Source organism: Rivularia sp. PCC 7116 (genome assembly GCF_000316665.1).
In the GTDB taxonomy this organism is placed as follows: Bacteria; Cyanobacteriota; Cyanobacteriia; order Cyanobacteriales; family Nostocaceae; genus Rivularia.
Window position 1 is genome coordinate 1776397 of record NC_019678.1, and the last position, 24838, is coordinate 1801234.

At 38.5% G+C, this 24838-nt stretch carries 24 protein-coding genes and 1 tRNA gene; 11 read left to right on the plus strand and 14 right to left on the minus strand.

Annotation, left to right across the window (positions count from 1 at the left end; genetic code table 11):
- Positions 1-45 precede the first annotated feature (45 nt).
- Positions 46-2262, plus strand: a complete 2217-nt coding sequence (gene ppk1 / locus RIV7116_RS06765; protein WP_015117537.1) for a polyphosphate kinase 1 — start codon at positions 46-48, stop codon at positions 2260-2262.
- A 143-nt stretch (positions 2263-2405) separates the two neighbouring features.
- Complete coding sequence (locus RIV7116_RS06770) at positions 2406-2810, plus strand: response regulator transcription factor (RefSeq protein WP_015117538.1); 405 nt, start codon at positions 2406-2408, stop codon at positions 2808-2810.
- A 272-nt stretch (positions 2811-3082) separates the two neighbouring features.
- Here the strand turns inward: RIV7116_RS06770 and RIV7116_RS36330 are convergent, their stop codons facing one another.
- Positions 3083-3250, minus strand: coding sequence for a hypothetical protein (locus RIV7116_RS36330; protein ID WP_015117539.1), 168 nt, complete (start codon positions 3248-3250; stop codon positions 3083-3085).
- A gap of 145 nt (positions 3251-3395) precedes the next feature.
- Between RIV7116_RS36330 and RIV7116_RS06775 the strand changes: the two genes are divergently transcribed.
- Complete coding sequence (locus RIV7116_RS06775) at positions 3396-3962, plus strand: DUF2854 domain-containing protein (protein ID WP_015117540.1); 567 nt, start codon at positions 3396-3398, stop codon at positions 3960-3962.
- 7 nt (positions 3963-3969) lie between these two features.
- Here the strand turns inward: RIV7116_RS06775 and RIV7116_RS06780 are convergent, their stop codons facing one another.
- Positions 3970-4233 carry a chlororespiratory reduction protein 7 gene (locus RIV7116_RS06780; protein WP_015117541.1) on the minus strand — a complete coding sequence of 88 codons (264 nt, stop codon included), beginning with the start codon at positions 4231-4233 and terminating at the stop codon, positions 3970-3972.
- A 710-nt stretch (positions 4234-4943) separates the two neighbouring features.
- Between RIV7116_RS06780 and RIV7116_RS06785 the strand changes: the two genes are divergently transcribed.
- Positions 4944-5978 (plus strand): PleD family two-component system response regulator, encoded by a 1035-nt coding sequence (locus RIV7116_RS06785; protein ID WP_015117542.1) that lies wholly within the window; start codon positions 4944-4946, stop codon positions 5976-5978.
- Between the two features lie 42 nt (positions 5979-6020).
- Here RIV7116_RS06785 and RIV7116_RS06790 read toward each other — a convergent pair.
- Positions 6021-6092: transfer RNA gene (locus RIV7116_RS06790), tRNA-Thr, on the minus strand.
- A 34-nt stretch (positions 6093-6126) separates the two neighbouring features.
- Between RIV7116_RS06790 and RIV7116_RS06795 the strand changes: the two genes are divergently transcribed.
- The 3 genes from RIV7116_RS06795 to RIV7116_RS06805 all read left to right on the plus strand — a co-directional run bounded on the left by RIV7116_RS06795 (position 6127) and on the right by RIV7116_RS06805 (position 8545).
- Positions 6127-6411: a DUF3493 domain-containing protein gene (locus RIV7116_RS06795; RefSeq protein WP_015117543.1), complete on the plus strand. Its 285-nt coding sequence runs from the start codon at positions 6127-6129 to the stop codon at positions 6409-6411.
- A gap of 361 nt (positions 6412-6772) precedes the next feature.
- Positions 6773-7666, plus strand: a complete 894-nt coding sequence (locus tag RIV7116_RS06800) for an ABC transporter permease (RefSeq protein ID WP_015117544.1) — start codon at positions 6773-6775, stop codon at positions 7664-7666.
- An 84-nt stretch (positions 7667-7750) separates the two neighbouring features.
- Positions 7751-8545, plus strand: coding sequence for a DUF3598 family protein (locus RIV7116_RS06805; protein ID WP_015117545.1), 795 nt, complete (start codon positions 7751-7753; stop codon positions 8543-8545).
- Positions 8546-9109: 564 nt separating this feature from the next.
- Here RIV7116_RS06805 and aat read toward each other — a convergent pair.
- Positions 9110-9685, minus strand: a complete 576-nt coding sequence (gene aat / locus RIV7116_RS06810; RefSeq protein ID WP_015117546.1) for a leucyl/phenylalanyl-tRNA--protein transferase — start codon at positions 9683-9685, stop codon at positions 9110-9112.
- 106 nt (positions 9686-9791) lie between these two features.
- Between aat and RIV7116_RS06815 the strand changes: the two genes are divergently transcribed.
- A complete protein-coding gene (locus RIV7116_RS06815) occupies positions 9792-10121 on the plus strand; it encodes a hypothetical protein (RefSeq protein ID WP_015117547.1) in 330 nt (109 codons plus the stop codon).
- Positions 10122-10430: 309 nt separating this feature from the next.
- On the opposite strand, the gene rpsN is transcribed toward RIV7116_RS06815, so the two are convergent.
- From rpsN to RIV7116_RS06840, 5 genes are all read right to left on the minus strand, one after another.
- The gene (rpsN, locus tag RIV7116_RS06820; RefSeq protein WP_015117548.1) at positions 10431-10733 is read right to left on the minus strand and encodes a 30S ribosomal protein S14; all 303 of its coding nucleotides are present in this window, start codon (positions 10731-10733) and stop codon (positions 10431-10433) included.
- Positions 10734-10777: 44 nt separating this feature from the next.
- Positions 10778-11500 (minus strand): endonuclease III, encoded by a 723-nt coding sequence (gene nth / locus RIV7116_RS06825; protein ID WP_015117549.1) that lies wholly within the window; start codon positions 11498-11500, stop codon positions 10778-10780.
- Positions 11476-12561, minus strand: a complete 1086-nt coding sequence (gene rseP / locus RIV7116_RS06830; protein ID WP_015117550.1) for an RIP metalloprotease RseP — start codon at positions 12559-12561, stop codon at positions 11476-11478. Before rseP ends, nth begins: the two co-directional genes overlap by 25 nt.
- Before the next feature lie 191 nt (positions 12562-12752).
- The gene (gene serS, locus RIV7116_RS06835) at positions 12753-14042 is read right to left on the minus strand and encodes a serine--tRNA ligase (RefSeq protein ID WP_015117551.1); all 1290 of its coding nucleotides are present in this window, start codon (positions 14040-14042) and stop codon (positions 12753-12755) included.
- Positions 14043-14501: 459 nt separating this feature from the next.
- Positions 14502-15068, minus strand: a complete 567-nt coding sequence (locus tag RIV7116_RS06840) for a DUF3611 family protein (RefSeq protein ID WP_044291569.1) — start codon at positions 15066-15068, stop codon at positions 14502-14504.
- Between the two features lie 573 nt (positions 15069-15641).
- Between RIV7116_RS06840 and RIV7116_RS06845 the strand changes: the two genes are divergently transcribed.
- Together RIV7116_RS06845 and RIV7116_RS06850 are read left to right on the plus strand one after the other, a co-directional pair.
- Positions 15642-15989, plus strand: a complete 348-nt coding sequence (locus RIV7116_RS06845; RefSeq protein ID WP_015117553.1) for a PadR family transcriptional regulator — start codon at positions 15642-15644, stop codon at positions 15987-15989.
- 69 nt (positions 15990-16058) lie between these two features.
- Positions 16059-16580, plus strand: a complete 522-nt coding sequence (locus RIV7116_RS06850; RefSeq protein ID WP_015117554.1) for a cofactor assembly of complex C subunit B — start codon at positions 16059-16061, stop codon at positions 16578-16580.
- A gap of 897 nt (positions 16581-17477) precedes the next feature.
- Here RIV7116_RS06850 and RIV7116_RS06855 read toward each other — a convergent pair.
- On the minus strand, positions 17478-17798 hold the full coding sequence (locus RIV7116_RS06855) for a DUF3155 domain-containing protein (protein ID WP_015117555.1): 321 nt from the start codon (positions 17796-17798) through the stop codon (positions 17478-17480).
- Between the two features lie 280 nt (positions 17799-18078).
- Here RIV7116_RS06855 and RIV7116_RS06860 point away from each other — a divergent pair, with 280 nt between their 5' ends.
- Entirely contained in the window at positions 18079-19392 is a 1314-nt protein-coding gene (locus RIV7116_RS06860) for a sensor histidine kinase KdpD (protein ID WP_015117556.1), read from the plus strand.
- 87 nt (positions 19393-19479) lie between these two features.
- Here RIV7116_RS06860 and RIV7116_RS06865 read toward each other — a convergent pair whose 3' ends face one another.
- From RIV7116_RS06865 to RIV7116_RS06880, 4 genes are all read right to left on the minus strand, one after another.
- Positions 19480-20727 (minus strand): S-layer homology domain-containing protein, encoded by a 1248-nt coding sequence (locus RIV7116_RS06865; protein WP_015117557.1) that lies wholly within the window; start codon positions 20725-20727, stop codon positions 19480-19482.
- A 701-nt stretch (positions 20728-21428) separates the two neighbouring features.
- On the minus strand, positions 21429-22091 hold the full coding sequence (locus tag RIV7116_RS06870) for a conjugal transfer protein TrbI (protein WP_015117558.1): 663 nt from the start codon (positions 22089-22091) through the stop codon (positions 21429-21431).
- 638 nt (positions 22092-22729) lie between these two features.
- Positions 22730-23770 carry a DUF1611 domain-containing protein gene (locus RIV7116_RS06875; protein WP_015117559.1) on the minus strand — a complete coding sequence of 347 codons (1041 nt, stop codon included), beginning with the start codon at positions 23768-23770 and terminating at the stop codon, positions 22730-22732.
- Complete coding sequence (locus RIV7116_RS06880) at positions 23754-24806, minus strand: dipeptide epimerase (RefSeq protein ID WP_044291570.1); 1053 nt, start codon at positions 24804-24806, stop codon at positions 23754-23756. The genes RIV7116_RS06875 and RIV7116_RS06880 overlap by 17 nt, the downstream gene beginning before the upstream one ends.
- Positions 24807-24838: the final 32 nt, after the last annotated feature.

The following is a 24838-nucleotide window of genomic DNA, read 5'->3' on the forward strand; positions in this document are numbered from 1 at the left end:
AAAATATTATTGCATTAGTTGCACCTGCCCATCACAAAGGTCATCATGGCGAAATCGAAAAAAACTGCCAATCCAAACAAGTTATCAGACCCGAAATACTATCTTAACCGAGAGTTAAGTTGGCTAGAATTTAATAATCGGGTGTTGCATGAAGCAATGGATACCCGAACGCCATTGTTAGAACGTCTGAAATTTTTGGCAATTTTCTGTACTAACCTTGATGAATTCTTCATGGTGCGAGTTGCTGGATTAAGGCAACAGGTAGAAGCAAAAGTTAGCGGCAAAAGTTTTGATGGTCGCACTCCGCAACAACAATTAGAAGAAATTAGTTTTATACTGCGTCCGGTAGTAGTCCAACAGCACCAACATTTTGAAAAGCAACTACGTCCAGAATTAGCATCTGTCGGTATTCATATTCTTGACTATATTGATTTAACTGATAAACAGCGCAAATATTTAGATAATTACTTTGAAGAACAGGTTTTTCCAGTTATTACTCCACTTGCTGTAGATCCGAGTCATCCTTTTCCTTATATCTCTAATCTCAGCTTGAATTTGGCAGTTGTAGTCAAAAACCCCGAAACAGAAGAAGAACTTTTTGCCAGAATCAAAGTTCCTAAAGTACTACCGCGATTTTTACCTTTACCTCCAGAGTTGGGTATTGAGCGAAATGGCAAATCATGCATCTGGAGCGGTGTACCTATCGAACAGGCGATCGCCCATAATTTGGAGTGTTTATTCCCAGGAATGAATATTCAAGAATATTACACTTTCCGGATTACTCGCGATGCTGACTTGGCTTTAGAAGAAGATGAAGCTGACGATTTGCTCTTAGCAATCGAACAAGAACTGCGGAAACGACGCGCAGGGGGCAATCCTGTGAGAATCGAATTGCAATCTCAAACACCAAGTTCCGTCCGCAGTAAGCTTTTAGAAGTCTTGGATTTATCGGAAAATGATGTCTATGAAATAAATGGTCTTCTAGGATTGCGAGATTTAATGTACTTTATGTCGCTACCAGTGTCGGAATTTAAAGATCCACCCTGGAAGCCAGTAGTTCCTTCTAATTTACAAAGGATAAAAGAGCCTGCTTTCAATCCCAATATGCAGCTGATTGAAGAAGGAAAAGATTTTTTCACAGCAATTCGAGAAGGGGATTTATTTGTACACCACCCTTATGAATCATTTTCAGCATCGGTAGTACGCTTTATTACAAATGCTGCCCGAGATCCCGATGTGCTGGCAATCAAGATGACGCTTTATCGTACTTCTGGGGATTCGCCAATTGTAAATGCTTTAATAAATGCTGCTGAAAACGGTAAGCAGGTGTCCGTGCTTGTAGAACTGAAAGCACGCTTTGATGAAGAAAATAATATTTACTGGGCTAGACGTTTAGAAAGCACGGGCGTTCATGTAGTTTACGGGCTTGTAGGTCTAAAAACTCATAGCAAAATCGTGATGGTAGTACGTCAAGAACAAGACCAAATTCGTCGTTACGTACATATTGGTACTGGGAACTATAACCCGAAAACAGCGAGAATTTATACAGATGTCGGATTATTCAGTTGCCGAGAAGAATTAGGAGCAGATGTAACAGATGTATTTAATTTCTTGACTGGTTATTCTCGACAAAAAGCTTATCGGGAATTATTAGTTGCACCAGTAAATATGCGAGAACGTTTTCTAATGCTGATTAATCGAGAAATAGAAAACGTACAGAATGGCTCTTCCGGGCGTATTGTAGCTAAAATGAACTCTTTAGTAGATTCTCGGCTGATTGCTGCCTTATACGAAGCTTCTCGCGCGGGAGTGCAAATAGACCTAATTGTCAGGGGAATCTGCTGCTTGCGTCCGGGACTAAAAGATGTTAGCGAAAATATTCGCGTTATTAGTATTGTGGGTCGCTTTTTAGAACATTCCCGCATTTTTTACTTTTACAATAATGGTGAAGAGCAGATTTTTATTGGCAGCGCTGACTGGATGCCGCGAAATTTAGACCGAAGGGTAGAGGTTATTGCTCCCATAAAAGATCCAGATATTGCTAAAGACATACAAGAAATTTTAGGAATTATGCTTGCCGATAATCGTCAAGCTTGGGAACTGCATTCAGATGGTAGTTATATCCAGAGAAAACCCCGACAAGATTCTCCTGAAGCTGGTTCGCAAAAGACGTTAATGCAAATTGCCGAATATAAAAGCAAAAATGCCTCTAATTTAATTAATTCTAAGAAAAATTCTTTGCATCTTGTAGACTTGTCTTAGAGGCAGTTTAAATCATTGTTGATATCATTGTGACATATTTGTCATTAATGCATAGAAGTTATTCAACCATAGGATAGAGTTAGTTGCCCTACTTTATCCCATAAACTATAAAGGTTAGTGTAAATAATAATTGTATTCATTAGATGTTAATGTTGTCCTGTGAGCCTTCGACCTTAAGGGTTCTAGTAGTTGACGACCACGAGCTTACTCGTTTAACTCTCCAACTAGCTTTCTCGTCTCAGAAAAATATTCAAGTTGTAGGTTTGGCTAGTAACGGTAAAGAAGCTGTAGAGATGGTTCAAAACTGTTACCCGGACGTAATTGTCCTAGATTTGCAAATGCCGGTTATGGATGGCTGGAGCGCTTCGCGTAAAATTAAAGACATATCTCCCAATACTCAAATTATTGCTTATTCTTCTGTAGAAGAAAAATATTTTCAGGAAACAAAAGCAATGGGTAGAGTAGATGCTTTTTGTAAGAAAGACGTGCCGACTAACGAACTCGTTGGCTTAATTAAGCAGCTTGGAGAAATGGGGACAAATTCTTAATTTAAGCAATATACTTTTTCCAAGTAATTCTAAATAAAAATATATCGTAGAGCGACAGTAGAGCTAGAAGTTGAGCCATTATACTGACGCACAGTATTTTTATACTTATTTGTTAGATTCCAGAGTTTTTGATTTTAGTTTTTAATTTTAAGCAAAATAATATTTTTAGCAAGACGATTTTGATAAACGTCTTGCTATCTCTTAATGATTGATTCAAATATACTCAACCCCTCAGGCAAGGCTGCAAGGGCAACTATTCTAACATCTTGTAGTTAGGGAAAAGTGCGTTTGTACTCATCAAGCAATTCGTCCATTTCTTCTAAAGCCTGATTGACATCAATTCTTAAGGTTCCCAAATTTGGCTGCTCTAGTAGGCTAAGTAGTTGTTCCCGTTTGCTTTCAACTGCGGCAATTCTTTCTTTTATAGTCTGTATATCCATTGTTTGTAACAATATTTAATTACGTAATACTTTTAAGTTAACTCAAAAGAAAAGGTTTTGAGCATTTAAGTTTATCAAACTAATGCCTATTGTCGGCGATAATAAAACAATCCTTACAGTAAAATTTTTAATTCAACAATAGAGTATGCTGCGTAAAATTTCTTTGGGAACTGTGGGTTTAATTATCGGCGGAATTTTAACTATAATTGGTTTCGTATCTTATGGAGTCCATAATGCTACGCTTAATCTGATCGGCTTTTTTTACGGGATTCCCATACTATTAGGAGGGCTTGCACTTAAAGCCAACGAGTTAAAACCCGTACCGTTTGTGCCCCCGACACCAGAATCTGTTTTGTCTCTCAGAGAGCAGAAAGCAACAGAAACTCAAAATCAAGTTCGTAAAGATATCACTCGGTATCGTTATGGAATTGATGTTCATTTAGATAAAGCTTTAAGTCATCTAGGATTAGGACAATTAGACGAAGAGTTGCCCGAAGTTTTAGCATTACGGGAAATGGAAATTGACGGAAATTATGCTTTAATCATAGATTTTGATTCACCCCAAGTACCGTTAGACACTTGGGAACAGAAGCAGAGCAAAATGACTAGCTTTTTTGGTCCTGGGGTGGACGTGAAAATAGCACAGCCAGAAGAGGAAAAAATCGAGTTAACATTAGTCACGACTTCAGAAGCTGAAGAAGCGAAATCCTAGATTACCGTTACTTTTCCAAACGTACCGCATACCACTGTAAATATTGTCCCGGCGAACCAACATCCAATTCGCAGCTAGTGTCAAGTAAGTATTGTGCTTGGGCTTCGAGGGAATCAATTTTTTTTAAATCATGCGGTAATTCTTCTTCCCCGAGTTGTTGCAAAGTTTGTTTCAGTTTTTCCAGCAACTCGGTGGAAGTGAGAAACTTTTCTGGCTGATTAGTTTCCAAGACTACATAATCATCTTGCTGGTACATTAAGGGATCTGGCATTAGACTGTAATTCCGATCGGAACTAAATAAAATAAGGACTCTTCATGCAAAATACCCTCATAATGCTAGTGAAGCTAGGTATGACGGGTAATTTTTCTCGAAAATGCTAATTGCAAGCTAGTATCTGGGAACTATAGATAATAAGACTTTTTCCACTTTATCGCGATCGAGTACTTATTACATCCTCAACGGGACTCTAACCAGATTAATTAGATATGCAAGTGATTCATCTACCAAAAGCTTTATTCGTAACACCGAAAGTAGCTGCCAAAGTTAAGCAGATGCTTGTAGAACGGAATACAGATTTTTTGACAAAATTTTGTGTGTATACTCGCTTCTCCGAAATTTATTTTCCGCCTTAAAAGTTTTTGAAAATTGCCATACTGCCAATGAAAACGGCACTAACAAGTAATTGTGCATGATTTAAAAGTATTAAATATTACTCGTTATCGCTTTCGTTTTTAAATAAATTCCTACGCGGAAAATTTAACTTTTGTTCAACCTATAGCCATTTAGTCGCAATTAAGAATGATATTGGGATGAAAGTAATTTCAAAGATGGCATTGAACTAATTTCGCTCGCACAAAAAATAATTTAAAAAACGCTGTGGAAAGTCTGGAAGTATTCCGAGCAAAGTTGTCCGGGTTCCTAATACCCTGTATCGATTTACTTTTAGCTTTACTACTTTAGTATTCTGTAGAACGCAACTCATGTCAGGCATAAGCCCAACTTCTTTTTCTACCAAACCTCCGTTGATTTTGGTGGCTGATGACGATAAAGCCATACGAACACTACTATGTGAATATATGGACAATGAAGGATATCGTGTAGCTGATGTCACCAATGGACGAGAATGTTTAGATGCATACATTAGTTTAAAACCGGACTTGGTTTTATTAGATGCATTAATGCCAGTGATGGATGGCTTTACCTGTTGTCACGAACTGATGCAGATTGCTAGAAATAATTTAGCTTTAGCTTTGGCAAACTTTGATAGTGAGTCTTATGCAAGCACCAGTGTAATTTCCAAACTGTGGGAACGTACTCCAATACTAATGATTACTGGTTTAGACGATCCAGTATCAGTAGATCGTGCATTTGGCTCGGGAGCTAGCGATTACGTTACCAAGCCTATTCATTGGGCAGTTTTACGCCAAAGGGTACGACGATTATTGCAACAAGCTCAACTATATAAACAGTTAGAAGCTGCGAATCAGGCTTTGCAGGAACTGGCTAACATGGATGGCTTAACTGGGTTGGCTAATCGTCGCAGGTTCGATCAGTATTTAAATAATCAGTGGATGAATTTAGCAGGTTCTGACAAACCACTGTCGCTAATTTTATGTGACATCGATTTTTTTAAACGTTTCAATGATAAATACGGACACCCAGCAGGAGATTTATGTTTACAAAAGGTGGGTGCTGTTTTAAATGGTGCTGCACAAAAAAATCAAGATTTAGTTGCGCGTTATGGAGGAGAAGAATTTGCCGTAATTATGCCAAATACTCATGCACCTGGTGCAGTCCATGTTGCAGCTTTGATGCAGTCGGGAGTTCGAGAGCTACAAGTAGAACATTTGGAATCTGGGATTAGCAATTATGTAACTCTGAGTTTGGGTGTCACCACCACCATACCCAATTTTGAGTCTTCGCCAAGCGATTTAATTTTGGCAGCAGATAAAGCACTTTACCAAGCAAAACAAGAAGGTCGCAATCGTATAGTCCTCAGACAGGTAAACTATTAGATGAAAGTGAAAAAGTTAATCCACTAAAAACTTATTCTCTAAAGCCGACGGCGGGATTTGAACCCGCGACCTATTGATTACGAATCAATTGCTCTACCACTGAGCCACGTCGGCATAAACAGTCTCTGATTATATCATCATGAACTTCATGGTACAACCAAATCCCAAAAATAGCACCTCTAAACACAAGTTCACTAAGCAGCAATATGCTCGGCTCAAAGCAGAAGCTGCATCTCCTTATAGGGGATTACGAAAGTTTGTTTATCTGAGCTTTGGTGCCTCTGGTTTAATTGGAGCATTCATTTTTGTTTTACAGCTGCTAGCTCATAAAACTTCTCTTGAAGTCGGTTTGCCATCTTTGGCACTTCAAGTCGGGGTAGTAACTTTAATGATTTTTCTTTGGCGTTGGGATAAGGATCGTTCAAAAGAGTGAAAAATGTTACCAAAGTTAGCATGATTTAATAAAAATAAACTTTATGAGATGAAAAATAAAGAAAATATTAGGGAATTAAAATTACGCTGGCATTTCTGACATACTTAATAATGTTGAAACGAGGTCAGCGAATATAAAGACCTTGAAAATATATACCTTGTCTTTTAAAGGGGTTACTTGATTTTAAAAAACCCCAACTTTTATTAAATTGATAAAAAGCAAAGCGCCACGCTAAGTAATTTAGTGTGGCGCTTTTAATTTGATTTTTGCAATAAACCCGCAGAATCAACTAGAGACGTTACATCTACGAGTATTTACAATAAATTATTCAAATTTTCTACTTCCTTATTGTTAATAAAGCGTGTTGAAATTCCTAACTAAGTTAGATTACCTACTCAAAGAAACTTTTTTGGGTTTGCATCGGGGTGGATGGATGAATTGGGCTGCTGTTAGTACTGTTGCAGTGCTGTTGTTTTTATTCGGTATTAGTTTGCAAACTTCTTGGCAAGTTGAAAAACTACTCCATCAATTTGGTTCTCAGTTGGAGGTGTCGGTATATCTCGAACCCTCAGCACGTGGGGAAAGTATCGAAACCATTATCGCAAAAATGCCAGAAGTCGCCACAATCAAAACTATTACTAAAGAACAAGCCTGGACGAAATTAGTTAAAGAAATGGGAATATCTGATATTGAAGGGGCTACTCAACAATTAGATGGGAATCCCTTGGTAGATGAAATTAAAGTAAAAGCAATAAATTCTCAAGTAGTTCCAGATTTAGCTACTCAGTTAGCAAAAATACCGGTAGTCGATACAGTACAGTACGTCGATGAAGCAGTTAGGCGTATTGCTCAATTGCACCGGGGTTTAAATTGGGTGACGCTGACAATAACCCTGATTTTGACCTTAACATCAATTGCAGTCACCAGCATCACTATTCGTCTAGTGTTAGTAGCGCGAAAACGAGAAATCGAAATTATGCAGCTTGTTGGAGCAACTTCGACTTGGATTTATTTACCCTTTATTCTCCAAGGAATAACTTTCGGAATATTAGGTGGTGCAGTAGCTTGGAGTTTTATAAGTCTTGTTCAACAGCTTTTAAACAAACTACTAACGAATCAACCCGAATTTATTCAATTTCTCACCAACGGTTTGCAACTAACTTCTTTACAAATATTATTACTACCAGTAATTCTTTTAAGCTTCGGTGCAACGGTAGGGTTGATAGGAAGTTTGTTTGCACTGCGACGAGCTTAGAAAAGTGGTAATTGCTAATTGCTAATTGGTAATAGATTAAAAAAAGTTTATGTTTACTAATAGCTGTTTGCCGTTGACTGATTCATGACTTCACAATGGAATGCCTTATTAAAAAACCTTGGTGACTGGGAAGGCTCTTTTACTCGCCTATCTTCCCAGGGTGAATTACTCAAAGATACAAAAAGCTTGGTTTCTTTGCAAGGTTTAAATAATAACCAAACTATTCGTCAAACAATCCGCTTGGGAGACAATGAAAAAGTTCTAGAATATAGTTCTTTAGGAAAAGGAATCATGTTTTTTGAAAATGGTGCCTTTTCCCAAGGTTCTATCCAATTAGCGCCATTTTCTGAGTTTGGGGCTGAATTTGGCTTAATTTATGGCGATCGCCGTTTACGTTTGGTGCAGCTTTTTGATAAAAATCTCAAGTTAGATACTTTCACTTTAATTCGAGAATGTCTTGCTCAAACTCAACTGGTACAACGCCCTGTTTTAACTGTTGATGCTCTTTTAGGTGAGTGGATTGGTGAAGCTACAACTATCTATCCCGATTTTCAACAGCCAGATATTTATTCCACTCACATGCATTTACGTCTTGATAATGAAAAATTAGTTCAAAGTCTTAGTTTTGCTAATCGTACTATCACTTCTACCGCTACGATTAAAAATTCTCTTCTATTTTTTGAACAAAGTCAGGTACGGGTTTTACTGCTTCCCGATGGTGCTTCGGTTACTTCTCCCTCACAAGCTCAGTTACGCAAACCTTTATTTTTAGAAGTTGGTTGGTTAATCAACCCTAATTTACGTCAGCGAATGATTCGCAGTTATAACGATAAGGGAGAATGGATTAGTTTAACTTTAGTTACCGAAAGAAAAAGTTAAATAATGATTTTAGTTTATTGTCAATTAATTTAATTTTTGATTTTATGTTTTCGGTTTAAAAAGGATAAATTAGTCTAATTTTTCAAGAAAGGTGTTTTTTATGGTATTTTTATATAATGGGAATCTAAACAAAATTTTTAAACCGACTTATATTTATATTATATAAAATCTATATTACTAGATTGTCATCTTATTGTATAGCTATAGCTAAAAGAATTTTTTGTTTTAATTAATGTTCTTAATTTGTAATACCAATTCTGTATGAGGCTGCGCTCAATCACGGACGCGCTCCGCTAACACTCTAGCTATGGTGGGGCTATCTAAACAAAGCCCCTCCGGGTATCTCCCTCCGGGAGACGCTCCGCGTTCACGAAGTGACCCGTTAGGGTAACGCGCTTTTTGGGGGACCCAAAACGACACCCCCAACTAGATTCACCGTCTACACGGGCTAAATTCGGCGCATCTTTATGAAGAAATGGTATAACTAATACTTTAAACAAAAAGCAGCAGATAATTAAAATTAATTATTATTAAGTACTAATATTTTAGATTTAGATAAGTTGTTTAAATAAAAGAACAATTAGATTTTAAAGCTTTATCTAATAAAACTTGATACTCTTCATCCTCAATACGATAAGCACCAAAGCGTTCTAAATGAGGATTCATCATTTGAGCATCAAAGAAAACGAATTTTTTAGTACGCAATCTTTCAACTAACTTTACCATAGCGACTTTAGAGCCTTCAGTGATGCGAAAAAACATAGACTCGCCGATGAAAGCACCACCAATAACAATTCCTAAAATTCCTCCAGCAAGTTGATCGCCTTGCCAAGTTTCAAAACTGTAAGCCCAACCATTTTGGTTGAGAGCATAATAAATATCTTTTAAGTCCTCAGATATCCAGGTGGAGTCTCGGTTTGCACATCCATTAACAACACCTTCAAAATCTCGGTTGATAGCGGTAGAAAATCGATTTTGATTGAGAACTCTCCTCAAAGACTTAGGGTAACGGAATCTTTCATCTAAAGGAATTAAAGTGCGATCGCAACTGCCATACCATCCCAAGTGATTATTTTCATCAGCCATGAGAAAATAGCCATTGGAGTACCCTTGGATGATAGCAGCGACATCATATTGCATAAAATTTACTTTTGGGTTAGCAGTATTCGTATGTAATTATCAAATTTTCCGTTTGATGTTGCCCGCGTGCTTTACTAATACGATTTAAATAAATTAAATAGAAAACATGACTAAACCAATTCCACCTATAACTTTACCAGCAGCAGAAAATCCTCAACAGGAAGGAGAATGGTTGCAGCAGCGCTTACATTCCTTCTTAGACGAAGAATTTATCCCGGAAAATATTAATCAAAATATAGCCGAACGTGCAGCACAAATTTTTGTCAGACAGCGCATGGAGGGGGAAAACGATCTAGGAGAATTGGTGCTTGCTATCGTTACGGAAATGCAGGCTTTTGATTTTTCCAAAAGTTTTTATGGAGAGTTTGCAATTGCTAACGCTGTCAGCGACATACTTTTGGAAAGTTTGGGAATTGATAAATGTTGCGGACAATAAATATAAGTAAAGTTTTAAAAGTAAGGAATTAGGAATTATGATAGCTGGAGTTAGAACTGTAATTAAAAAGTTAAGAGATTTAGCTCATCTGAGTTTAATTCAAGGTTAATTACAACCTTTTAACTTATTTGTAAAAATTCCTCGGATATTACTTTCGACAGTGATGACAAAAATAATGCTTGATATATCCTTGGTTTCATAATTCACATCGCCAGATGAGCGATAAATCAACTATCAACTCTTAACTTAATTACATCACGAATAAATTAACTATTGACTCCTATAACTCCTAATTCCTGACTTAATTATCTACCAACTAGACTTAACAACCCCAGGTAATAAGCCTTTATGTGCCCAATCACGTAAAACATTGCGGCATAATCCAAAATCGCGGTAGACAGCGCGGGGACGACCTGTAGCCCAGCAGCGGTTCATACGGCGGCTTGGAGCGCTGTTACGAGGTAAACGTTGAATTTTTCGATGGATTTCTAGCTTTTCTAAAGGGTCTTCTGTTCGTCTAAACTCATCCAACAAATCTTGACGCTTATCCCAATACTTGTCTACCATCTTTGCGCGTTTTTTCTCGCGCTCTACCATTGCTTTTTTAGCCATAAAATTCCTAACTAAATAAATAATTTTGCACAGCATTCCCCATTCTACCGAACTGCACTACTTATGACATCAATATTTGCATTTTGAGGAGAAATTTTTGGGGCAGTTGGACATAAATCAGCTAATTCACATTGCTCGCAAGCAGGATTACGGGCTTTACATACGGCTCTGCCATGATAAATCAACCGAATAGACCAATTTTCCCAATCAGCCTGCGGTAATAATTTCATCAAATCTCTTTCAATGCGAACTGCATCTTCATGCTTTGTCAAACCTAGTCTTTGACTAAGACGATTAACGTGAGTATCAACCGTGACTCCAGCATTAATACCAAAAGCATGAGCCATAACTACATTTGCTGTTTTCCGTGCTACTCCAGGAAGCAGCAATAATTGTTCCATCGTTCGAGGAACTTTACTGTCAAAATCTCTAACTATCATCTGACAGGCGGCTTTTATATTCTTGGCTTTATTACGATAAAATCCTGTAGAACGCACTAAAGTTTCAAGTTCTTCAATTGGTGCATTCCCCAAACTTTCGGCATCAGGGAATTGACGAAACAATTCTGGCGTTACTTTATTTACTCTTTCATCAGTACATTGAGCGGAAAGAATAGTTGCCACCAGTAGCTGTACCGGCGTGGAATAAGTCAAAGAACAAGTTGCATCCGGATACAAACGCTTGAGGCGCACCAAAATACAGTGCGCCCGCTGCTTTTTACTTTTACTTTTGCGATTAGTACTCACCCGAACAACTTCTGCACCCATTCCAACTGACTGGTTTCCTTAACTAATATCAAAATTCCTAATCCTAAAAGTAGCACTAAACCAGTTTGCATTACACCTTCTTGGATACGATTTGGTAAGGGCTTACCGCGTACTCCTTCAATTAACAGAAAAGCTAGTTGTCCCCCATCTAAAGCAGGTAAAGGCAAAATATTGATGAAAGCCAAGTTGATGCTAATTAATGCTGCGAAGAAGAATAAACTACCCGTATCATTTTGAGCGATATTGGCACCAATTTTAACGATTTTAACTGGTCCTGCGACTTGAGAGGCTGTTTCACCAAAATTTGTGACTAATTTACCAAAACCTTGAACTGTTTGGGAAATAATATTTTGAAACTCGGTTGCGCCAACGCTAAACGCTTCTACAATACCTTTAGCCGCACGACGTTCTACCTTACCGTTGGGAGACAAACCAACGCCGATACTTCCACCAGCAGATTTAGCTTCGGGAACTACCGATAAATTGAGATTTTGGTCTTTTCTATTAATAAGCAGTTCAATTGCTTCCCCTGGATGACTTTTGATAATATCCCTTAACTGTTCTATCCCTTGGAGCGATTTACCGAACTCCGTACCTTCTGCGGCAAGAATTACGTCTCCGGGTTTAATTCCAGCAGATTCAGCAGCTTTACTAACCTGTGGAGCAAGCTCTTTAATTAAAACTCCCGGTTGAGTAGCTTGCGGTATTCCCACAAAACCAACCTGAGAAACCAGCAGAAAATAAGCAAAAATTAAGTTTGCGATTACCCCAGCGCTAATGACAATCGCTCTATCTAAGATAGGACGGTTACGCAGCAAATTCGGGTCATCTGGTTCAATCTTACTGTCAGGATCGTCATCCGGAAACCCAACAAAACCACCCAAAGGAAAAGCACGCACCGCATACTCTGTTTCGGAACCTTGATACTTTAAAAGTACTGGACCAAAACCCAGAGAAAAGCGATTAACATGGATACCTTGAGTTCTTGCTGCAAGAAAATGTCCTAGCTCATGAACAAAGATTAGTACAGCCAACACTGCGATCGCCGCTAAAACTGACATAGAAAATTTGTGAATTTATTTAAACTATACATTTCTTTATTTTAAAGTGGGGATTGGTAATTGGTAATCGGTAATTGCGAATTGGGAATTGTGGATTAGTAATCGGGAATCGGTAATTGGTAATTCATAATTAGGTCGCAATTAATCAGGAACACAGTCAAATGTTCAACTAATGCCCTATTACCCATTACCTAAACTTCTAAAATTTCCTTACCACCTAAGTAGGGCTGCAAAACTTGTGGAACGTGCAGGGTACCGTCGGGTTGTTGGTAGTTTTCCAAAATAGCTGCCATAGTTCGCCCTACTGCTAATCCGGAACCATTAAGTGTATGAACAAATTGGGTTCCTTTTTTACCGGCTGACTTGAAACGAATATTACCTCTTCTCGCTTGAAAGTCCCCACAATTAGAACAACTGGAAATTTCACGATACTTACCACTTGAAGGCAGCCAAACTTCTATATCGTAAGTTTTTGTGGCGGAAAATCCTAAATCTCCAGTACAAAGTTCGATGACTCGATAAGGTAATTGCAAAGCTTGTAAAATAGCTTCGGCATTATTAAGTAATTTTTCTAGTTCGTCAAAAGAGGTTTCTGGACTAACTAATTTTACTAACTCAACTTTATTAAATTGATGCAAGCGAATTAATCCCCGCATATCGCGCCCGTAACTTCCCGCTTCGCGACGAAAACAAGGAGTATAAGCGCAGTGATATATCGGTAAATCTTCCGTACTAAGAATTTCATTACGGTAAAGATTTGTTAAAGGAACTTCTGCTGTAGGGGTAAGCCATAAATCATCCTCAGCACATTTAAAGCTGTCTTCGGCGAATTTGGGCAGTTGTCCCGTAGCTGTTAAAGATTCACTATTAATCAAAAAGGGAGGCACTACTTCAACATACCCAGCTTCCACTTGACGATTGAGCATAAATTGAATTAATGCCCTTTCCAAAGCTGCACCAGCACCAATCAAAGCAACAAAACGACTTTGTGCGATTTTGACGGCTCGTTCAAAGTTAAGAATTCCTAACTTTTCACCGATTTCCCAATGAGGAATAATACCTGAGTTTTGAGGTAAATATTCATCACCCCAACGTCGCACTTCTACATTCTCTTCTTCGCTCTTGCCAATAGGTGTAGACTCGCTAGGCAAATTAGGAAGTGCAAGCACTCTTTGGTCAATTTCAGCTTTAATCTCTTTCTCTTGCGGTTCAAATTCGCTTAGTTTTGCTTTAAGAGAATTTCCTTCGTCTCGTAATTCTTTAATTTCTGCATCTTGAGGGTTAGTACCTGACTTAATTTTTTGTCCTACTAACTTACCAATTTCGTTACTACGAGCTTGAATTTGACTTCTGGTTGTCTCTAAATCGCGCTGTCGTTGATTTAAATCAACAATTGGCTGAATATCGTAATTCTCGCCTCGATTCTTCAACCTTTCTAGAATTAATTGGGGATTTTCCCGTATTTGCTTGATATCTAGCACAGATGTTTCTCAGTTTAATATCTAATATATTTGAGCCAATACACCAAAACATATTGTAGTGTTCGCGTTGACTTCATAGCAAAAAATTTTTTCCATGCTACAAAAAAACACAACCAGGAAGTCAAGACACAGAAGAAATAGAAGTTCTCCTGCATGTAATCTCTAAAAGTTAACTTCAGTGAAAAAAATTGTACGAATCGGCTACAGCACTATGCTGTCTCATTCGACCTTTTATGCTTGATTTCACCCAAGCGCCCAAATAAAACAATAAGACCTGACTAAACAGGTAAACCCAGTCTTGTAATAGGTTCTGATTTTTATTTTACGAAGATTTATAAAAAAAACACACCAGAAATTTCCGGATAAAGATGGGGAACAAAAGAAACAGTGAGCAAGAAGTTTCCTTCCTCCAATCTTCTTGCTTCCTTTGTTAGCCTGCAAATCGTATCGCCTTCACACTCACTTGGTGATACGATTTAACAACCATATCGACGCTGCTAGCCCTACAAAATGGGCCGTAATTGTATTCGCATTTGCCTGGACTACAAACATATCTTGAGCTGTAATAAATGTATTAGCGCTCGAAAAAGAGACGACACCAACTTGACGCGCAGCTTTGAATACCAAAGAACCCACAATGGCTTGCGCTCCTAGTAACGTCAACAGCATTCCGACTAAATTTACCGTTAAAGCTAACTGTAAAGTCTTTACCGTCTCTACTTTGCGAGGACGGTTACTCGGGTTGGTAGATTGCAGTTGTCTACCAATATTTTTACAGCGAAATGCTAAATAAATACTTATTCCTAAAGCTACTATCCCGCAGACGGCTAAAAATACCCCAAAGCCAGTTTCAGCACTGCTTGAGGGACTGCCTGGTGGGCGAATTGAAAAAACTAATAACAGTAAACTAGAGACAACACCCAGCACCAGTTGCAATACAAAACTAATCCAACCTGTAATACGAAAAATCTGTCCGATAGAACGGATTTTGGATGATGTTGACGGATTGTCGAACTGTTCTGACATATGTATAAATATTTGTGCTTGCGCTACGCTTACAAAATTATTGCACCAACTACATTTACCAGTGACAAGCATTAATTTCACTGTAAGTATATAAATTCTTTACGTTACTTTTACAATCTGCGTGCGATTCTGTAAACTGTTACCCGGAAACAACTGATTTCACGGATTGAGTATAAGTTAAATTACTTACGGGATAATCTTCGTAAAAAAAGTATTTGTTAAGTTTTACAAAAAATTCGCAATTTGCCTTTAAAATTGCTTAAGTGCCATTTTATGCTTAAGCAGTTCTTAGCTGTTCGGCATCACTTGACACATTGATAGCGATTCTTATCGCTGTTAAGCAACTCCTCACAACACTACTTTTCGAGTTTGAGTAGGGGTGCGGCAAATCTGCACCTCATTTTAGTGTGCCAGTACCGCGAGTAACAATCGTGTGCTTTAATGTAGTGTTTATAATGCAGGCAAATCAGCCTAAGTAGCGTTATATACTTACAATATCTGGAGTAGCACTATATACTCTCTATAGAAATTACAGACTCAACATTAAGGCATTTTTTTAGCCATTCACTAACCATGAAACTTGAGGATATATATCAATTCTTTGAAAATCCTCCGCCAACCTACCTCTGTCAGGAACTAGCTGTTTGTTATATCTTGTCTGTTTTGCAACAAGGGGAATCTTACGGCACCGAGTTAATCCAAAAGCTGGAGACTGAATATCCAACTTATCGACTTTCGGATACCGTGCTATACAGTGCGATAAAGTTTCTTGAAGACCAGAAAGCAATTACTGGTTATTGGAAGAAGCTTGAAGGACGCGGTCGTCCCCGACGGATGTACCAAGTTTCCCCTGAATGGCAAACTCAAGCCCAAGATCTAGCTCGTCTTTGGCATGAATACATTAAGCGGAGAACAATTTAGTGTGAAGAGGACAATTTAGCCAATAATAATGGTAATTGTTTCCTCTAATTACCGAAGTACAAAATCGTTATGGATACTGCTATTCTGCCATCCACGTTGTTGCTAACTTTATTAATGTCGGTCGGATTAATTTTCTTTATTAGGGCTTCTACTAAAGACCGAATAGAAACAGCACGACTGGTATCCCAACTCCCGGAAGCCTCTTTAATGCCTCAATTAAAGGAGTATTTTCGAGCGCGATCTTATCGAGTGGCAGCGATAGATCCGCAACAAAATAAAGTAACTATGACTGGCTTTGTAAAACCCAGTTGGTTTTTAGCCATATTTTTGACTATTCTTGCCGCTGTTGGTTTTATGAGCCTATCTTTAGTTTTATCTTTGCTTTTTTCCAGCCAAAGCCTTCTGCTTTACGGGATAGTCTTACTATCCCCTGTAGGCGGCATTTTTTATTGGAATAAGGCTGGAAGGATAGAAAATGTATCGCTGACGGTTGAAGGTAACGACAGCGAAGAAAATGCCAAAATTACTGTAACTGCTCACAGAGATGAAATTATCTCCTTAGAAGAGGCACTACAGCTAAAAAGAGCATAGATTATTGCTTTTAAACATACGAACATTTCTTTCAAGGCATAATTTTTATTGCCTTGACTGAAATGGGCGCTAATAAAAAGCTCTGAACATGCTATTTTTTGATTTTTCTATAATCTTGAGATGCAGTTCTTAGAAATCAAGATTATTTAAGCAAAGAGGTTTAAATCATTTGCCTCATAAGCTACCTTCTTTCTTGAATAAAGTAAAGTAAGAATTGCAATCAGTCCTTAAGAAAACAGCTTGAAATCACCTAACTACCTGTTTCGGGCTAAGCTTTGCTATTTCCAATCGGAAATAAATCTAGCTTTCCGAAAAAAGATTAGCATCGAGCGAAAAAAATTTTGTCAGAAGACTATGCACAGTCTTGAATCATATGTAAAAATTGGGTCAAGAAAATTATGCAAAGGATTAATATAGCTAGTTTTTAAACACCTTTGCATGTGGCTTATTACCCCATCAAGGAACTAACCAAAAAGCCTTTACTCTGAGACGAAATATTCTAGGGTAAAGGTCAAGACGAGGTGAATTATGTTGGCAACTAGCCTCGTACAGAACGGCTTAACTAATAGTCTTTTAACCGCCTCTACAACAACTGGCGCGGTCATAGAGACGGAAATCCTGATTATTTGTATAGCCTTACTGAATCTTTAAACCCTAAATTGCTTGTCTCTAAAAATAATTTATCCTCACACTCACTGCTTAACCATACAAAATTCCAAAAAAGTAATATGGAAATAACCACGACCTGCAGTTTTTTTGAACTAAATTGTACTGGCAAATAATTTCAAAACTTAAAAAAACATAAACATTTAAAAAAAATGCATCATTTTGCCAGTTAATAGATGATTGTCACAAGCCACACTCAAAGCTTAAGACAATTAATCTGCTCTTGCTCGTTTATCGAGCAGCTGCAACGGCTAATACTTCAGGAATAGAAGATGGTTCCATTGTTCTTAAACTAGGAAACAGAAAGTGATTTTCCTCAACGTACTGAGCGCCAAACAGACCTTTTTCAGCCCAAAAATAACGGTCTGTTGTATGTTCGTTACGCTTTACTAGCAATAAAGCAGGTGGAAGAATACCTTCAGCTTGAATAAACTTTCTTGCTGCCGTCACAGGTTTATCCTCACCACTTTCGATGCTATATTGAGGCACGTGTTCTAAAATACGTCGTCCTTCCTGACGACGACGGCTTTTGCGCTTCCTTCTCCTTGCCAAACTTTTTCCCTCCTGTTGTTAGCTCCGGATTGTAGTTATAGCTACAAAATCCGAGCTAATTATAAAAGTTTTACTAAAAAAAATCAATGGGTTTCAACTAACCCGAATCAAAAAGTAATTATTCGTATGTAAAAAAAATGAAAATATTGAGTAAGATAATGCTTGTCGATGCATTTATTACGAGTCAGAATTAGTTAAGCTTTATTAAAAGGGTAATATTAATCTTCGATTGGTTTTCAATCGCAGTTTTTGTAAAGTAACGAGCCTGAAGAATCTGCTTATGATCGTTTCTGCTAGTTCAGAGTTTGTTGCTCTGTGCCGAGAACAATTGACGTTGCTAGCGACAGGGTTAGGAGCATCTTTAAGCGTCGTATATTTGACGCAAGAATTGGCAGAGGTTTCACCACATGAAGGGGAAGCCGAGTTAATCCCCGTTGCGGTTTATCCAGAAACTGGGGTGGTAGGACTCGAACATCAAATAGCTTTACCATCTGTAAATCGTTATTTGTTGAATCCGTCCTCCGAATTAAGTGGTTCGCAATCTAATCAAACGCGGGCAAATCAAGAGCAGGAAAACCATCAAGAATATTTGATGGGCAGCGACCAAATTGTTTTACCTTTGGTTCACGAAGATGTAATGATGGGTTTATTGGTAACGGGTAGAGAAGACCGTGCCTGGAAGGAAAGCGAACGGACTCAAATTGAAAATGTAGCTCAAAGTTTAGCAATTGCTTGCATTATGGATCGCAGGCGTGCTTGGCTGGCTTCTCAGCTACATCAACATCAAATCATGCAAGAAAAACAGTTAGATTTGATGGATAATTTGTTGCATCAATTTCGCAACCCTTTAACGGCTTTGCGAACTTTTGGAAAGCTGTTGACGAAGCGATTGCTGCCGAAAGATGCCAATAGTGAAGTGGCTTTGTCTATAGTGAGAGAAAGCGATAGGCTCAAAGAATTGCTACAAAAATTTGATGAAGCAATCGACTTGACTCCGGAGGATTTACTTCCAGCTAAATTACTGCCAAAAAATCAGGTTGAAGTAGAAGCAACTGTAGAAGAAAATAAGCCTCTACTGTTATTAAATGGGGCGGAACAAGAAATTTTTGAATTTGATTTGAATGAGGTTTTGCAGCCGCTATTAATATCTGCTAAGGCGATAGCTCAAGAGCGTTCTTTAAAACTAATCACTGAAATTGATAATACTGTATTTTTGGTGCGAGGTAATTCTCAAGCATTACGAGAGGTGTTAAGTAATATCGTAGATAATGCTTTGAAATACACTCCCGCAGGTGGTAAAATTTTAATTGAATCGATAAAAGATAAAGCTAATTTTTCAGGAATTGCTATTAGCGATAACGGTCCGGGAATTCCAAAAAAAGATTTAGACCATCTTGGAGAAAGGGGCTATCGGGGAGTACAGGCTGAAACTGAAATTCCCGGCTCCGGATTGGGATTAGCTATAGCTAAACAGTTGATAGAACAAATGCAGGGTGAAATGGAAGTTTTCAGCCCTGCGACTCGTTTTGCTATTAATAAATCATCGGATGCTTCTGGAACTACTTTTATCGTTCGTTTACCAGAAGCGAAATAAGGGTCAAAGGTTAGAGGTTAAATGTCAAAGGTTAATAAGTTAGGAGTTAAGAATTCTTCCTCTGTTGCCAATCTCCCCATCTCTCTTTTAACGGCGATATGAAACCTCGAAACTTCTACCGATGGTCATTTCTAAATCGGTATCGGGGTCGATAACAATCAAGTCTACACTCTTCTTATTGAAGAATATACCAGTTATTGCACCGATGGCTGCACCACCTAGAACCTCTTCAGTTGCGACAGCACGATCGCCAGTTACAGCAGCGACAGCAGCAGCAGCACCAGCACCTAAAGCGGTATTTTTGATAATACCTTTAGTGCTAGTACCTTTTTTAACGGTTTCAGTCTTAGTAATTATTCCAGAACTAGCGTTAATGTTATATTCCTGTCCGGTTGTGGTAATTAGTTTTTGAGCTACGAACTGGGAACCACCGTTTGCCGGTTGAATTTTACCTACAACACGAGAGCCTGCCGGAATAACTAAACTTCCGGTGTCGGTAATTACGTTTTGCGAGATGGTTAAAGTCAAAGGCGCTGTTTCGTCCTTTGTAACCATAATTTTTTCTGCTTTATCGTATTTAACTGGAAGAACGGTTCCTTCGGGAATAGTCACGATTGAACCACCACCAGGATTAGTATTACCGATAGCTACGATGTAAGGAGAGCTAATAGCGTTAGCTTGATTGGTGCTAACTAAAGCTTGGTAAATATAAGCTGCCACATCTGCGCGGGTTGCAGTTCCTTTAGGGCTGAGGAATTTTGTATTGGGATAGTTAACAACTAATCGCTTCTCTGTAGCTGCGGCGATAGGGCTACGAGCATAATTAGAGATGTTATAGCTATCGTTGTAATATCCCAAAGTGCTTTGAACGTTACCGCTGGCAACATAATCTAAACCGTTGGAAAGAGACACCAAAACCTGCTCGCGAGGAATATTTTGAGTAGGGCGGAAAACTCTTCCAGGATATCCAGACAAGAAACCAGTGCTGTAAGCTTCTTGAATTGCACTGTAAGCCCAATAGTTAGATGAAACGTCAACAAAGTTAATTGGCTGTCTCTCTTGGCTCTTGTTGAAAGCTTTGCGAATCATAGCCGCAAATTGAGAGCGCGTTACCGGTGCATCTGGACGGAAGCTACCATCAGGGAATCCAGCAATAACTCCTCTTTGGGCTAATTCCTGAATGAAAGGTGCTGCCCAATAGTTAGATGAAACATCATAGAAAGTAGTTTGAGCAAATGAAGGTGCGGGTGCAACTAAAGGTGCAACAGCAGCTGTTGTAACACCTAAAGCCATAAATGCAGCACATTTTGATTTCCAACGATTTAGATTAGACATTGATTTTTCTCCCCAACAATTTCGTTTATTTCTGTTAAACAATTTGACAATATCTCAGAATAAATGTTCCGAGTAATATGATTTTTTAACGTCTGTTGTAGACATATTCATGAGAATTAATCTAAGCAATAAAACTTCCTATATATAGACTATTCATATTCGATTAATTTAGACGCTCGGTTAATATAATAGTTGCTCCGTTGCGAAAAAAGGTTCCGTATATTTTCACATATTAGTTTTAAAATAATTAATATAGCTTCAGTATCGGTATAGCGCCAATATCCTGTCAGATATAGCTAAAGATTTTATAAAGATGTTAAGCAATGTGTTATTTTTACGGAACGTACTAAGGTCGTACTGAAAATGATTTGAGCAACTAATTTACAGTTTTATTGCTTGTGACTAATAGTATATAAACCAGAATAAACTTAGTTAATTGCTCAATAAAGTTCATTTTTAGCCCCTCTACATGTTTTTATACAGTCAATCAATTTGAATATCAGGAATACTTAAATTTTATATTTTGAGGACAATCTAGTCTTGGGAAGCTAGAGCAGTCTTGGGAGTTTATGCAATGCCTAATGCTTAATTATCAATCACCACAACCTGATGCCAAAAAACAAGCCACCGTACACTTAAGCCTTTGAAGTGACGATGGCGTTTAATAAAGATGAAATTATAAATGTGCTGCTAAATTATTCCTAAAAGCGAGATAGTAATAAATTAGAACGCAAGGTGACATCTAAGTCGTTTTGAGGGTTGATAACTACAACCTCTACTTGTTTGCGATTTAGTAGAATACTTGCTATAGCACCCGCAGCAGCACCAGCTAGAGGCTCTAGGGTTTCGATTTTGTTATTTCCGGTTATCAATGAAATTACAGTTGCAGCAGCAGTACCATAAGCAGCATCTGTTAAAACTCTACCCGTACTAGCACCTCTTTTGATTGTTTCTTTATTAGTAACTACCGCAGAAGTTGCATCGATATTCTGCTTGTTACCGTCGGGGAAAACTAACTCTCTAGCAACAAATTGAGAACCTTTTTCACCGTTGAAAGTTGCTGGTTCTAATCTGCCTACAAGTTCGCTACCACGAGGGATTAATATGTTACGCTCGCTATCAATAATATTTCTGGCAACTGTTAAAGTTAAATCAGAAGTTTCATCAGGTGTAACAACAACTTTTTCTTTGTCAAAAGTAACAGGAAGTGTCACACCTTCAGGAATAGAAACCCTTCTTGATTGTCCAAAAATAGCTTGTGCGGTAGCAGGGGTTGATATCAAGATAGGTGCAGCCGCAGCAGTTGTAATGCTTAATGCCAAAAATGCAGCGGTTCCAGATTTCCAACGATGAAAGCCAGTCATAAGAGAATTCCTTTAGTCTTGAGACTTTATGTTATGACGCGAAGATAATAATTTTGTTTCTAAATTGTTTCTAAAAAATATTAAGTTGGGGCTAGGGCATTACGGATTGGGCATGGGGTATTGAGAATTTTGCAAAATCATTGTTGAGATTCCACAAGAATATTTCAACAGGTAGAATTTATAATATTAAGTCTTTTGCTGACGCTATATTTTTGACATTGTTCCTATATTTTTATGTAGTCTTTTTTATTTTTTTGCTATTAAAAAACCTAGTGTTTTGAAAAATAGATTCCAGCCGAATGAAAGGCGATCGCCTTTTATGACAAGCTTCACCAAAAAAAGGGTTCAATATCTAGGGTTTGCTGAAAAAGTTTTTTTTGACAAGGGCAGGGGGAAACAAGATTGTATTTCCTCACAAGTTGACTAAAAGTGCAAAGACGTTAAGCCAGCAGGTATCATAAGGGCAGCACTTGAAACAGAGAAAAAGCCTTAAAACCCTTACGTGGTAAAGCTAATAATTTTATTCAGCAAGCCCTATCTAAATAACCAGCATGTCAACCCACAGCAGTTTCTATTGCACCACCGAAATAATTGAAAAAACTATTTTTTTAGATTTATAGTTACGATAAGAATATTTTTCAGCTGCTGATTACAGCATCCAATAGCTTATCCCCACCAAATCTGATTGCATCAGTACAGGGTAATCCGGTTTCTGATTCTATGAGTGAAATTGCTTTTTTTGCCCGATCATCATCAAAGTTACGGGTATTTAAAGCAATTCCAACTACAGGTACCGGCGCGAAAGCACCAGCAGCACTAGCAACCATTTCATATAGTTTAATCACTTCTGCTAAAGGCGGAATTGGCACTCCTTCAACGACTTGATTTTGTCCTAAACGATGTGCCAAAATCATTTGAGTCGGTTGAGAGCCGCGTATCAAGGGTAATGTTGCTGTAGAGCTTGGATGTAGTAAAGAACCTTGCCCTTCAATGTGTAAGATATCGTAATTTTTACCGTAGCGCATGACAACTTGTTCTACTGCACCCGCGGCAAAATCGACTCGCACTGAATCTAAAGCCACGCCATCACCTTCTAACATCAAACCTGTTTGCCCTGTTGCGATGAACTTGGTACGCAAACCACGCAATCGAGACGAACGATTTAACTCTAAACTGGCGGACATTTTACCAACTGCCATATCGGTTCCTACAGTTAGAACCCGCTTGCAGGATAGGTTTCTGGCTGCCAGTCTACATACACCTATATTAGATGGCTCTTTGCGAACATCCCAAATTAACTGCCCCGGTTTCAGCAGCGTCTTCAATTCAGGACTTTTACCCAAAGGAGTATGCAAACCATTCATGATTGACATTCCCCCCACCAAGGCATCTTTAATTTCGTGCCAGTAATCATCCGGTAAACTGCCACCTTTGGGAGCAATGCCAATTACTAAAACCTGGGGTTTAAATTGCAGCGCATCTTTTACAGAGGCAGCAATTGGCACATCACGTTTAATACCCGTTAATTCCTCTAAAGACTCTCCCGAAGAGTCCCGATCTATAGCAACAACTATTGGCGCATCACTATAGCGTAATAAAGACAACCCAGTTTTACCATGAGTTCCGCGAATTCCCTCATGTAATAAAATCGCAATTTTTTGATTAAGCGGCAAACGCACTCCGTTTTACTCCCAACCCTGGTAAATTATTTGGTAAAATTTTTCCTTCCTGAATAAATGCACCCGTAAAGGGATCGTTAATTAAATTCAGGTGGCTATCTAAGTCTAAATAATCGGCTAATGGTGACAATTGTGCGAGAGCGGTATTTGCGATCGCGCTATCAGAATAGCAACCAAACATTACCTGTAAACCGTAAGCGCGGGCTGTATGTATCATCCGCATTGCCTCGGTTAACCCTCCCGATTTCATCAGCTTGATATTAACACCATCAGCGCATTTTGCAAGACGAGGAATATCGGCACTAGTAAAGCAGCTTTCATCAACAAAAATAGGTAGAGGAGATGACTTTTTAAGTTCAATCAAACTTTGCTCTTGTCCTCTTGCTAAAGGCTGCTCAACATACTTTACACCTATATCCGCAAGTGTAAAGCATATCTTTCGGGCATCTTCTAAATTCCAGCCACCGTTTGCATCTACATACAAATCCGGGATGGGAGCTTCTTGACGTACAGCATCAAGCATTTGTTTGTCTGCTTCAATACCGTCAGGGCTGCCTAGCTTTACTTTTAACATTTTTACATCCATAAATTGCAGCCAATCTCTTACCCTGTTTCTGGCAGCTTCGGGAGAACTAATGCCGATAGTTACGGAAACCGGCTTGATAGCGCTTCTATCAAGTCCCCAAATTTGCCATAAAGGTAAACCCGCACGTTTTCCCATCCAATCGTGTAAGGCTGTATCGATGGCGGCTTTAGCAGCAGAAGGGATTTGTGCTTTAACTAAAAGTTGTTCGACTTGCTGACGCTGTAGCGGATGCTTTTCTTGTAAACTAGGGGCAATTTGCAGTATAGATTGTTGAATAACCTCGGTAGATTGGGGATAATTGCCGATGCTGAATGGTGATGCTTCTCCCCAACCTTCGATACCATCTTCTGATATTTTTACCCATACATTTGTTGTTGTTGCAGTGGTACCGCGACTTATTGTTAAAGGAAAGCGTTTGTTAACTGTAAATAATTCTAGTTCGATTTGCATAATGGTAAATTGGGCATGGGGCATAGGGCATG